The organism is Streptomyces sp. NPDC096152, assembly GCF_044763235.1.
Lineage (GTDB): Bacteria > Actinomycetota > Actinomycetes > Streptomycetales > Streptomycetaceae > Streptomyces.
Genome location: NZ_JBIWFW010000006.1, coordinates 1 through 11,734 on the forward strand (window position 1 = coordinate 1; position 11,734 = coordinate 11,734).

An 11,734-nucleotide genomic window follows, 5' to 3' on the forward strand; every position below is an offset into this window, starting at 1 on the left:
TCCTCGCCCTCCTCGCTGCTGCACTGGACCCGCCGCATGATCGAGATCCGCAAACAGAACCCCGCCTTCGGCCTCGGCTCCTACACCGAACTCCACTCCTCCAACCCCGCGGTCATCGCCTTCCTCCGCGAGTACAAGGACGACCTCGTCCTGTGCGTGCACAACTTCTCCCGGTTCGCCCAGCCCACCGAACTCGACCTGAGCGTCTACGACGGACGGCACCCGGTCGAGCTGATCGGCGGGGTGCGCTTCCCCGCCATCGGTGAACTCCCCTACCTGCTGACCCTCGCGGGACACGGCTTCTACTGGTTCCGCCTCACCAGAGCCGCATCCCGGATCGGCCGGCGAGCTTGAGCGTGTGGCCGACGAAAGGAGGCGCGACCGTGCCGAAGACCGCAATCCTCCAGCCGGGTACCACGGGCCTCGCCGGACCGATGGCCTCGCTCGGCGGGCTGCTGCGCGAATGGCTCCCGCGCCAGCGCTGGTTCGCCGGGAAGGACCGGCCCGTCACCGACCTGCGCCTGCTGTCCATGACGGAGCTGTTCCCGGGCTGTCTGCACCTGCTGGTCCACGCCGATCACGGGGGCGTCCCCCCGGGCCACGGGGCCGCGGGCGTCCCCGCCCCCGCGGGCACACCGCCGCCCGCCGACTGCTACCAGCTCCTGCTCGGGGTGCGCGAGCAACTGGCCCCGCGGCTGCGCCGGGCGTTCATCGGCCGGGCCGTGGAGGGACCGCTGGCGGGCCTGGCGATCTACGACGCGCTGTACGACCCCCGTTCGGCGCGGCTGCTGCTGGAGCGGCTGCGCCGCCCCGGCACGGCGGGCCCGCTGCGCTTCGAGGCCGACCGGTCGGTGCACATCCCCGGCGATCTGGTGCCGCGGCTGCTGGACGCCGAGCAGTCCAACTCCTCGATCGTGTACGGCGACGAGTTCATCCTGAAGGTCTTCCGCCGCATCCAGCCCGGCGTCAACCCGGACCTGGAGGTGCCGTGGGCGCTCGCCCGGCAGGGCTGCACCCGCGTGCCCGCCCCCGTGGCCTGGCTGCGCACCACGCCGCCGGAGGAGGCCACGCTCGGCGTGCTCCAGCCGTTCCTGCGCGACGCCGCCGACGGCTGGACTCTCGCGCTGCGCGCGCTGACCACCGGGGACGACTTCACCGCGCAGGCGCACCAGTTGGGGCAGGCGACGGCGGAGGTGCACCTGGCGCTGGCGACCGCCTTCCCCACCGGTGAGCACCGGGAGACCGCCCGGACCGCGGCGGCGATGACCGAGCGTCTGGAGGCCGCCGCGCACAGCGTTCCCGCGCTCCGGCCGTACACCTCCCGGCTGCGCACCGCCTTCGCCGCGCTCGCCGGCTGCGACGCCGGGCCGCCTCCCCAGCGCGTCCACGGCGACCTGCATCTCGGTCAGGTACTGCGGGCCGGACGCGAGTGGTTCGTCATCGACTTCGAGGGCGAGCCGTCCCGTCCGCTCGCCGAGCGGCGCATCCCCGAGTCCCCGGTGCGGGACGTCGCGGGGATGCTGCGCTCCTTCGACTACGCCGCCCGGCAGCGCCGCCCCTGGCGCCCGGAGTGGGCGCGCCGCTGCCGGGAGGCGTACTGCGCCGGCTACGCGTCCCGGGCCGGCTGGGACCCCCGTAAGAAACACGCCCTGCTGCGGGCCTACGAGACGGACCGTGCCGTGTACGAAGTGCTGTACGAGGCCCGGCACCGCCCCGACTGGCTCGACGTACCGATGGCGGCGATCGAACGTCTCGCCGTGAGAGGAGGCTGAACCGGTGGCACTGCGCGACACGTCACTTCCCGAGCCGTCCGGCCCGCCCGCGTCCGCGGACGCGGGCGCGGCGGCCGCGCCCCTGGACCCCACCGACCGTGAGCGCCTCCTGTCCGGCGCCCACCACGACCCGCACGCCCTGCTCGGCGCGCACCCGGTCCCGGGTGGCGTCGCCGTCCGGGCGCTGCGCCCGTTCGCCCGCTCCGTGAGCGTGGTGACCGGCGGGGCACGCACCCCCCTCGTCCACGAGGGCGACGGCCTGTTCTCCGCGGTCCTGCCGCTGGACACGGTCCCCGCGTACACCCTGGCGGTGGCGTACGAGGTGGACGGCGCCGACGAGCGCGAGGTCCACGACCCCTACCGCTTCCTGCCCGCCCTCGGCGAGCTGGACCTGCACCTGATCCGGGAGGGCCGGCACGAGCAGCTGTGGAAGGCGCTCGGCGCGGAGCCCATGACCCACCAGGGGGTGGCCGGCACCCGGTTCACGGTGTGGGCACCGAACGCCCGGGGCGTCCGGGTGGCCGGTGACTTCACCTTCTGGGACGGAACGGCGTTCCCGATGCGCTCCCTGGGCGCCTCGGGCGTGTGGGAGCTGTTCCTGCCGGGCATCGGCGAGGGCACGCGCTACAAGTTCGAGATCACCTCGCAGTACGGCCACCGGTTCCTCAAGGCGGACCCGATGGCGCGCCGCACGGAGGAGCCGCCCGCGACGGCGTCCGTGGTGACGGCCTCCCACCACGAGTGGGGCGACCAGGAGTGGATGGCGCACCGGGGGGACACCCCCGTGCACGAGGCGCCGTTCTCTGTGTACGAGGTCCACCTGCCGTCCTGGCGGCCGGGGCTGAGCTACCGCGAACTGGCCGAGCAGCTGCCGGCGTACGCCAAGGACATGGGCTTCACGCATGTGGAGCTGATGCCGGTCGCCGAGCATCCCTTCGGCCCTTCCTGGGGCTACCAGGTGACCTCCTACTACGCGCCCACCGCGCGGCTGGGCTCGCCGGACGACTTCCGGTACTTCGTCGACGCCTGCCACCGGGCCGGCCTCGGTGTGATCATGGACTGGGTGCCGGCCCACTTCCCGAAGGACGACTGGGCGCTGGCCCGCTTCGACGGGGACCCGCTGTACGAACCCGGGAACGCGCAGCGCGCGGAGCACCCGGACTGGGGGACGTACGAGTTCGACCTGGGCCGCACCGAGGTGCGCAACTTCCTGGTCGCGAACGCGGTGTACTGGTGCGAGGAGTTCCACATCGACGGCCTGCGGGTGGACGCGGTCGCCTCCATGCTCTACCTGGACTACTCGCGCGAGCCGGGGCAGTGGACGCCGAACGAGTTCGGCGGCCGGGAGGACCTGGCCGCGGTGGCGTTCCTGCAGGAGATGAACGCGACCGTGTACCGCCGGGCGCCGGGCGTGGTGACCATCGCCGAGGAGTCGACGGCCTGGGGCGGGGTGACCGCGCCGACCGACTGGGGCGGTCTGGGCTTCGGGCTGAAGTGGAACATGGGCTGGATGCACGACTCGCTGGAGTACATGAGCCACGAGCCGGTCCACCGCAAGTACCACCACCACGAGATGACCTTCGCGATGGTGTACGCCTACAGCGAGAACTACGTCCTGCCGATCTCCCACGACGAGGTCGTGCACGGCAAGCGGGCCCTGGTGTCGAAGATGCCCGGCGACTGGTGGCAGCGCCGGGCCGACCACCGGGCGTACCTGGCCTACATGTGGGCCCACCCCGGCAAGCAGCTGCTCTTCATGGGGCAGGAGTTCGCGCAGGGCGGCGAGTTCTCCGAGGAGCACGGGCCGGAGTGGTGGCTGCTCGACGAGGGGTACTGCGCCGCGGGCGACCACCGCGGGGTGCAGAACCTGGTGCGCGACCTCAACACGCGGTACCGGGCCACCCCCGCCCTGTGGCAGCGCGACACCCGGCCCGAGGGCTTCCGGTGGGTCGCCGTGGACGCCGCCGACGACAACGTCTACGCGTTCCTGCGGTTCGACGCCGAGGGCACCCCGCTGCTGGCGGTGTCGAACTTCTCCCCGGTGGTCCGCGCCGGCTACCGCCTCCCCGTCCCCGTGGACGTCGCCGCCTGGTGCGAGGTGCTCAACACCGACGCGGCCCGGTACGGCGGCGGCGACGTCACCAACCCCGACCCGGTCAAACCGGAGGACGGCAGCGTCAGCCTGACCCTGCCGCCCCTCGCCACGGTCTGGCTGTCGCCGTACGCCCCCTGAGACCGGCCCCGTGGTGTCCCGGCCGTCCTCCGGCGGTCCCGGGCACCGCGCCCCAGGTGTCCCCGGGCCGTCCTGGGGGCAGTCGGGGTCGTACGACCCGGCGACCGGCCGGGGTCGCCGTGGACGGAGGAAGGGCGGCGAGGGTGCGCACCGTCGGAGTGGAGGAGGAGCTCCTCCTGGTCGACCCGGAGACCGGCGAGCCGAAGGCGCTGTCCGCGGCGGTGCTGGCGCGCGCCGAGGCGGACGGCGCGGGCCAGGAGATGTTCGAGAAGGAGCTGTACGGCCAGATGCTGGAGTTCGCCACGCATCCGCAGACGGACATGGCCCGGCTCGGCGAGGAGATCGTCCGCTGCCGCAAGGAGGCGGCCCGGCACGCCGGGGAGATCGGCTGCGCGGTGGCCGCGCTGGCCTCCTCCCCGCTGCCGGTCAGCCCGTCCATCGTGATGAACGACCGCTACCAGTGGATGGCCGAGCAGTACGGCATCGCGACGCGGGAGCAGCTCGTCTGCGGCTGCCATGTGCACGTGGCCGTGGAGTCCGACGCGGAGGGCGTGGCGGTCCTGGACCGGATCCGGCCCTGGCTGCCCGCGCTGCTGGCGATCAGCGCCAACTCGCCGTTCTGGCAGGGCACGGACTCGTGCTACGCCAGCTACCGCAGCCGGGTGTGGGGCCGCTGGCCGTCGGCCGGGCCGACCGAGCTGTTCGGCTCGCCCGAGCGGTATCACCGGCGGGTGGCGGACATGGTGTCCACCGGGGTGATCCTCGACGCGGGGATGGTGTACTTCGACGCGCGTCTGTCCGAGCGGTACCCGACGGTCGAGATCCGGGTCTCCGACGTGTGCCTGCACGCGGACACCGCCCAGCTGATCGCCACGCTGGCCCGCGCCCTGGTGGAGACGGCCGCGCGCGAGTGGCGGGCGGGGCGGGAGCCGGTCGACCACGGGGTGAGCCTGCTGCGGCTGGCCGCGTGGCAGGCGGGTCGGGGCGGTCTGGAGGGCGAGCTGCTGCACCCGGCGACCATGCGCCGGCGGCCGGCCGAGTCGGTGGTGCGGGACCTCCTCGACCACGTCGGCGAGGCACTCGCCGACACCGGCGATCACGAGCGCGTGCGGGAGGCCGTGGCGGGGCTGCTGCGGCGGGGCAACGGCGCCCGGGTGCAGCGGGAACTGATGGAGCGGACCGGGAGCCTCAGGGACGTCGTCACCGAGTGCGTGCGCCTCACCCAGAGGTGAGGACTCCCCCGGCGGGCGGGCCCTCCGCGCCCCCCGGCGGGTCCCGCTGACGCTGTAGATCACGGAAACGGGGCTACTTCCCCGTTCGGGGCACCCGGCACGCTCACCTGGGCTACATTCGACCAGCGTCGACACGGTACTCGTCGGCGAAGTCACCCTCCGTACACCCCAGGAGCAGTGCATGCGCGACTTCGCCCTCGCTCCCTCAGCCGTCTCCTCCATGACCGGCGGACTCGCCGACAGCGTCTTCGAGACGGCCGAGCTCCGTCCGACCCACCCCGTGCTCGCCCGCCGGCCCGACCCCGCCTCCGCGACGTGGGAGGAGGTCACCGCCGTGGAACTGCGGGACGAGGTCGCCGATCTGGCCAGGGGGATGGTCGCCTCCGGGATCTCCCCGGGCCACCGCGTCGCGGTCATGGCGCGCACCCGCTACGAGTGGACGGTGATCGCCTACGCCCTGTGGACCGTGGGCGCCGAGGTCGTCCCGATCTACCCGACCTCCTCACGCGACCAGGTCGAGTGGATCCTGCGGGACTCGGGGTGCGTGGCGGTGGTCGTCGAGGACGAGCAGGGCGTCATGACCGTCGGCTCGGTCTGCGCCACGCTGCCCGAGTTGCGGCACGTGTGGCAGCTGGACGACGGGGCGCTGGCGCGCCTCGTGGCGCGGGGCGCGGTGATACCGCCGACCACGGTCGACTCGCTGCGCCGGATCGTCCTGCCGGACGCCACGGCCGTGATCGCCTACACCTCCGGCACGATGGGCCACGCGATGGGATGCGCCCTGAGCCACCGCGCGCTGGCCAGCCCCTGCGACACGCTGCTGGAGGGCTGGGGGCACACGGCCGCGCCCCCGGGCGAGCAGGCCGCGGTCCTCGCCTTCCTGCCGTTCTCCCACGTGTACGGCCTGATGATCCAGGGCCTGTGCATCCGCGGCGGCATCCTGATGGGCCACGAACCCGATGTCACCGACGCCTCGCTGGCGTCGGCGCTGCGCACCTTCCGGCCGACGTACTTCTACGCCGTGCCGTCCGTCTTCGAGAAGCTCTACAAGACCTTCCTGCGCACGGCCCAGCAGGCGGGCCGCGGCGCCCTGTTCGAGCGGGCGGCCGGCACCGCGCGCGACTTCGCCGGGGCCCTGGAGCGGCAGCGGCTGGGCCGGGGCCCGGGGCCCGGATTCGACCTGCGGCTGCAACACGCCCTGTACGAGCGGACGGTGTACCGCAAGCTGCGCGCGGCACTCGGCGGCCGGGTGGTCCGCGCCACCTCCGGCGGCTCCCCGCTCAGCCGCGAACTCTCCCTGTTCTACGAGGGCATCGGCATCTACGTGCACGACGGGTACGGGCTCACCGAGACCGCGGGCGGGATCACCATGCAGCCGCTCGGCCGGGAGAAGTCCGGGACCGTGGGCAGGCCCCTGCCGGGCACCGAGATCCAGGTGGCCGACGACGGGGAGATCCTGGTGCGGGGGCCCTCGGTTTTCCAGGGCTACGTCAACGACGAGGCCACCACCCGGTCCGCGCTGCGCGGCGGCTGGCTGGCGACCGGGGACATCGGGCACCTGGACGCTGAGGGCTATCTCACGCTCACCGGGCGCAAGAAGGACATCATCATCACCAGCAGCGGCAAGAGCGTGGCGCCTGCCCTGCTGGAGCAGCGTCTGCGGATGCATCCGCTGATCCATCAGGCGGTGGTGGTGGGCGACAACCGCCCCTGCGTGGGCGCGCTGATCACGCTGGACCCTGACTTCCTGGCGCACTGGCGGGCCGCGCTGGCACTCCAGGGCGACACGGCGGGCCGCGAGGCGCGCGAGGAGAACGCCCTGCGCGAGGAGATCGGGCGGGCGGTCGCCGCCGCCAACAGCGCCGTCTCCCCTTCGGAGTCCATCCGCGTCTTCCGGGTGCTCCCGGAGCCCTTCGACGTGGCGAGCGGGCTGCTGACACCGTCGATGAAGCTGCGCAGGGACGCCATAGTGCGCCACTACGCGTTCGAGATCGACGCCATGTACCAGGCGCGCAGCCGCGGTCCGCGCCGGCCCGCGCCCCATGACGCGACCGCCGACTGGGACGACTCCGACAACGTCTTCCGCTGACCGGGGCCGGGGAGGTCTCCCGGGAGAGAAGGCGGTCACGCACGGCGCGGGGCACCTCGACGGGTTTACATCCGCCGGATCGTCGTAGGCGCACAGGAGAACCTGTGCCGATCCCCGCGAGGAGCCGTCGTTGATGTCCCGTCACCTCCGCCGCCAACTTCTGTGTGTCCTGCTGGCCGTTGCCGTCGGAGCGGTGGGCCTGTGGAATGTCGTCAACGGGATGCGGGCGGCCGCCGCCGTGCTGACGCTCGGCGTGCCGGTGCTCCTGGTGGCGGCGGCCCGGGCGGGTCGCTCCCACCGGCTGCTGCTCGACTCGCACCGGCGTGCCCGGCGGGCCGCGCTGGGCGACGCGCCGCCGGTCGCCCCCGCCCGGCCGTGCTGCTCCTTCTGGCGCGCCCCCGCGGGTGCCGCCCACGAACCGGACTGCGCTCGCGCACCCCGCCCGGCGGCCCGGCGGACGTCCGGTGCGACGCGCACGTGGCAGGAGCTGTACGAGGCGTGCTGTCTGCGCGGCTGGGAGTCCCGCGGGTCCGTGCACGACGTCCGGCTGTGCGCGCGCCGGGCGGCCGCCTGAGACGGGCTACGGGCCTTGATCGCCGCTTGACTCCCCTGCGACCGGTCCCACTGCTGACCCACGCGTAGGGTCCGCACCCATGGGAACAAGACAGGGGACGCAAGGGAAAGAAAGGTCGACAGCCCGGCCACCACGGCGGGCCTGGAAGGCGAGATGGGAACCGAGCCGCGTTGGGACGACACACTGGCAACCGAGGGGATTCCGAGCCGCACCGCTCGCTTCGCGGGTGAGCTGCACCATGTGACGGGTGCGCGTCTCGCCGCGGAGGAGTTCATCGACGAGCTCGCGCGCTCGGCTCCGCCGACGGCCCCCGAGCACTGGGACGACATCCTGCTGGTCGTCACGGAGCTCGCGGCGAACGCCGTGCAGTACGCGCCGGGCCCCTTCGAACTGCGGATGCGCCGCACCTTCGACGGGGTGCACGTGACGCTGAGCGACACCAGCACCACACCGCCGGCGCCCCGGCCCTTCCACCCCAGCCGTGGTGGCGGCGGAATCGGCTGGCACCTGGTCCACACGCTGTGCGACCAGGTCAGCGTCGTGACGCACGACCGCGGCAAGGACGTGCACGTCTTTCTCCCCTGGTGACTTCTCCCAGGGGGACCCTGGCCGCCGGTGCGTTGCCGGCCGGGGGTTCTCTCCGCCGTTACGCTGCCGGCCGTCGGCCCACTCCGTGCCCTACGACCGTGGGTCCACTCGGCCGGTGCCTTACGACCGCGGGTCCACTCCGCCGACGGCTTCCGCCCGCGGGTTCTCTCCTCCGGTGCGTCCCGGCCGGCGGTTCTCGCCGCCGACGGGTTCCGACCGTGGGTCCACTCCGCCGTCACGTGGCCGGTCGTCGGTCCACTCCGCCGGTGCCCTACGACCGTCGGTCCACTCCGCCGATGGGTTCCGGCCGTCGGTTCTCTTCGCCGATCACGCCCGGCACGCCTCCGGACGCCGGGCACGCCCGCGCGGGGCCCCGGCTAGCCGGCCCGGCCGTCCTTCGGCGGCAGGCCGCCGGCGGCGTCGCGCAGCGGGACCAGCACCTTGATCGTCTTGCCGCCTCCGGGCCTGCGGTCGATGACGATCTCGCGCGCGAGGCGGATGATCAGCGGCCAGCCGTACCCACTGCCCTGGTGGCCGAGCGGCAGCGCGCCGGAGCCGTAGGCGACCTCGGGGACGACGTCGCTGTTGTCGAGCACGGCCAGCCGGATGCCGTCGGCCGTGGAGACGGCCTCGAAACCCGCGATCCCCTCACCGTGCCGGATCGCGTTGGTGACCATCTCCGAGACGACGAGCAGCAGGTCGATGACGTCCTCCTCCCGCGCCCGGCGGGAGGAGGAGTTCCATTCCTCGCGCACGACCGACCGCGCGTACGCGCGTGCCGCCGCGGCACTCGTCACCCGGACCGCGGCGCCCGGGCCCTCGGCCGCGGATGCGGAAGCGGCCGGCGCGGCGCCCGCCGTGCCGGTTCGGTCCGTGGGTGCCGTGTCCCCGGGATCCGCCCGCTCGGCGCAGGGCTCCGCCCCGGGGCGCTCGCCCTCTGTCACCGGTCCGTCACTGCCCGGGGCACCTCCACCGCCGTGAAGACGTTCTCGGCGAGGACGAAGTACCCCGCGGTTCCTGTCACGTCAAAAAGCCTTTCCACGCTCTCACCGAACGGCCCCGCCAGCACCAGGAGCAGTCCGTGCGCCCGGTGCGCCTGCCGGGCCTCGAGGAGGGCGTGCAGGATGGCCGAGTCCGCGAACGTCGTCTCCGACAGGTCCACGACGGTCCGCGGGGTGCCGGCGAGCAGACCGGCGGCCAGTTCCTCGACCAGCGGAGGGGCGCTGTCGCCGTCGATGTCGCCACTCACGGTCACGACGAAGGCGTTCCCGTGGACGGACGACGCCACGGCGGGCTCCCGCTCGTCGCTCATCGGCACACTCTTTCTGTTCTGCTCTCCGCTCCGCGGCACGCGTCGCGCGCGTCGCTCCAGCATAGGAGCGGTTTCCCGGGTCCGGTCCCGACGCCCTTCGCGCCCCGCTCACCCCTGGTCACGGGCCGTAGGTCCCACACGTCCCGTCCGCCGTCAGGCGGGGGCCGCCGTACGCGGCGGGAGCGAGTGGTAGTACTCGCCCACCCGGGTCAGGTAGTCCGGGTCCATCGTCTCGCTGTCGATCCGGAAGCGCGGCGCCGCCTTGATCTCCCCTCGGGAGCAGGCCACCTCCACCTTCCGGTCGTCCGTGTCGATGCCGGTGACGACGCCGACCGGCACGAGCACGCTCCTGCCGAACACCCAGACACCGGTGTCGACGACCAGGTGCCGCATCCCGAACGGATCGGCCTCCCGGTCCACATGTCCGATCGTGCCGTCGGCGGCGACGACGGTGAAACCGGTCAGGTCCTGTCCCCCGACACGACCGACCTGCGGCGGGTACGACCAGATTCTGTCGATGGTCACGCTGCTCCTCAGCTCCCCGGACGAAAAAGTCACGAGTCCGCGGGCGGGCGGTCCCGCCTCACGGCCCTTCTTGCAGCAACTACCCTGCCGTCGCAGTCGCATTCGGCCCTGGCAGGGCGGCATCTCGGCGTGTTCGCCGGTCTCCCTCCCCTGGGCGGAGCGCAGTTCGGGGCGCCGGTCGTGGCCGGCGGGCGGGCACGCCACCCGACGCCGGGTCAGATGGGGGCGGGGCCTGCCTCGTCGGCCCCGCGCACCACGGCCGAGGCCGGTCCCGCGCCCGCGGAAAGGCGGGGGACGGGCGCGGAAATGTGGACATATTTGCAGTCCGTGGCCGGACTGCCCCCGGAGCCGGGAAAGGTGCGGGCAGAGCGCGGTCCGGCGCCGACCGGGCGCGTTCGGCGCCGAAGGGGAGCGTGTCGCGGCCGCGCGCCCCGGCCCCCGCCGGCGGCCCGGCGCCGCAGGTCACGACCGGTTCGCAAGGGCGTTCCCGTACTCTGGATATCCACGCTCGTGTACAACGGGCGCAGACGGTTCGAACCGGGCTCGCGGTGCGCCGGAAGGTTTTGTTCGGAGCACTCGGGGTGAGTTAGCCTTCGGCGTATTTTTACAAACGTGCAGATTCCGTGAACTGCGGAAATGCGAGCTGGAAAGCCGAGCCCTCCGGGCCGGTGAGGGTCCGAGTCCTCTCACGAGGAGGACTCCAGGGGAGCGGGACGAGGATGCGCATGACCAGCGACAGGACCGAGGTGGTCGACGCCCTGCCCGGCGATCAGGAGCTGAGGCAGCTCCTGGCGGGCCTGACGGCGGTGCGGGACGGCGACTTCGGTACGCGCCTGCCCGAGGACACCGACGGACTGATGGGCGACATCGCCACGGTGTTCAACGGCATGGTCGACCAGCTGTCCGTGTTCACCTCCGAGGTCACCCGCGTGGCCCGGGAGGTCGGCACCGAGGGCACGCTCGGCGGGCAGGCGGAGGTGCCCGGCGTGTCCGGGACCTGGGCCGACCTGACCGACTCCGTGAACGCGATGGCGGGCAACCTCACCACCCAGGTCCGCGACATCGCGCAGGTGGCGACGGCGGTGGCCAAGGGCGACCTCTCGCAGAAGATCGACGTGCCCGCGCGCGGCGAGATCCTCCAGCTGAAGGAGACCGTCAACACGATGGTCGACCAGCTCTCCGCGTTCGCCGACGAGGTCACCCGCGTCGCCCGCGAGGTCGGCACCGAGGGACGACTCGGCGGCCAGGCCAAGGTGCCCGGCGTGGCCGGCGTGTGGCGGGACCTGACCGACTCCGTGAACTTCATGGCGGGCAACCTGACCAACCAGGTCCGCAACGTCGCCCAGGTGACGACGGCGGTGGCCAAGGGCGACCTGTCCCAGAAGATCACCGTCGACGCCCGCGGCGAG

The 11,734-nt window shown here is 73.1% G+C and carries 11 protein-coding genes; 8 read left to right on the forward strand and 3 right to left on the reverse strand.

Annotated features, from left to right (window positions below; translation table 11 throughout):
* The 7 genes from ACIQ9G_RS20555 to ACIQ9G_RS20585 form a co-directional block, all read left to right on the forward strand.
* Window positions 1–354 (forward strand): alpha-glucosidase C-terminal domain-containing protein (locus tag ACIQ9G_RS20555; protein ID WP_403611337.1); only part of this gene is annotated, 354 nt, incomplete at its 5' end.
* A gap of 29 nt (window positions 355–383) precedes the next feature.
* Complete coding sequence (locus ACIQ9G_RS20560) at window positions 384–1,772, forward strand: maltokinase (RefSeq protein WP_403611339.1); 1,389 nt, start codon at window positions 384–386, stop codon at window positions 1,770–1,772.
* A gap of 4 nt (window positions 1,773–1,776) precedes the next feature.
* The gene (gene glgB, locus ACIQ9G_RS20565) at window positions 1,777–4,005 is read left to right on the forward strand and encodes a 1,4-alpha-glucan branching enzyme (protein ID WP_403611342.1); all 2,229 of its coding nucleotides are present in this window, start codon (window positions 1,777–1,779) and stop codon (window positions 4,003–4,005) included.
* A gap of 143 nt (window positions 4,006–4,148) precedes the next feature.
* The gene (locus tag ACIQ9G_RS20570; RefSeq protein ID WP_403611344.1) at window positions 4,149–5,237 is read left to right on the forward strand and encodes a glutamate--cysteine ligase; all 1,089 of its coding nucleotides are present in this window, start codon (window positions 4,149–4,151) and stop codon (window positions 5,235–5,237) included.
* 181 nt (window positions 5,238–5,418) lie between these two features.
* Complete coding sequence (locus ACIQ9G_RS20575) at window positions 5,419–7,326, forward strand: AMP-dependent synthetase/ligase (protein ID WP_403611346.1); 1,908 nt, start codon at window positions 5,419–5,421, stop codon at window positions 7,324–7,326.
* A 133-nt stretch (window positions 7,327–7,459) separates the two neighbouring features.
* Window positions 7,460–7,900, forward strand: coding sequence for a hypothetical protein (locus tag ACIQ9G_RS20580; protein WP_403611350.1), 441 nt, complete (start codon window positions 7,460–7,462; stop codon window positions 7,898–7,900).
* A 153-nt stretch (window positions 7,901–8,053) separates the two neighbouring features.
* Window positions 8,054–8,488, forward strand: coding sequence for an ATP-binding protein (locus ACIQ9G_RS20585; protein WP_392196629.1), 435 nt, complete (start codon window positions 8,054–8,056; stop codon window positions 8,486–8,488).
* Between the two features lie 377 nt (window positions 8,489–8,865).
* On the opposite strand, the gene ACIQ9G_RS20590 is transcribed toward ACIQ9G_RS20585, so the two are convergent.
* From ACIQ9G_RS20590 to ACIQ9G_RS20600, 3 genes are all read right to left on the reverse strand, one after another.
* On the reverse strand, window positions 8,866–9,432 hold the full coding sequence (locus tag ACIQ9G_RS20590) for an ATP-binding protein (RefSeq protein ID WP_403611353.1): 567 nt from the start codon (window positions 9,430–9,432) through the stop codon (window positions 8,866–8,868).
* On the reverse strand, window positions 9,429–9,800 hold the full coding sequence (locus ACIQ9G_RS20595; protein ID WP_403611356.1) for an STAS domain-containing protein: 372 nt from the start codon (window positions 9,798–9,800) through the stop codon (window positions 9,429–9,431). The genes ACIQ9G_RS20590 and ACIQ9G_RS20595 overlap by 4 nt, the downstream gene beginning before the upstream one ends.
* Window positions 9,801–9,953: 153 nt before the next feature.
* Window positions 9,954–10,325, reverse strand: a complete 372-nt coding sequence (locus tag ACIQ9G_RS20600; RefSeq protein ID WP_403611359.1) for a PRC-barrel domain containing protein — start codon at window positions 10,323–10,325, stop codon at window positions 9,954–9,956.
* A gap of 725 nt (window positions 10,326–11,050) precedes the next feature.
* Between ACIQ9G_RS20600 and ACIQ9G_RS20605 the strand changes: the two genes are divergently transcribed.
* A partial coding sequence (locus tag ACIQ9G_RS20605; RefSeq protein WP_403611362.1) for a HAMP domain-containing protein occupies window positions 11,051–11,734 on the forward strand: 684 nt, incomplete at its 3' end.

Bases quoted from the DNA above. Each gene is read 5' to 3' on its own strand.
- ACIQ9G_RS20575 (WP_403611346.1), top strand. From the start codon at position 5,419: ATGCGCGACTTCGCCCTCGCTCCCTCAGCCGTCTCCTCCATGACCGGC.
- ACIQ9G_RS20580 (WP_403611350.1), top strand. From the start codon at position 7,460: ATGTCCCGTCACCTCCGCCGCCAACTTCTGTGTGTCCTGCTGGCCGTT.
- ACIQ9G_RS20585 (WP_392196629.1), top strand. From the start codon at position 8,054: ATGGGAACCGAGCCGCGTTGGGACGACACACTGGCAACCGAGGGGATT.
- ACIQ9G_RS20595 (WP_403611356.1), bottom strand. From the start codon at position 9,800: ATGAGCGACGAGCGGGAGCCCGCCGTGGCGTCGTCCGTCCACGGGAAC.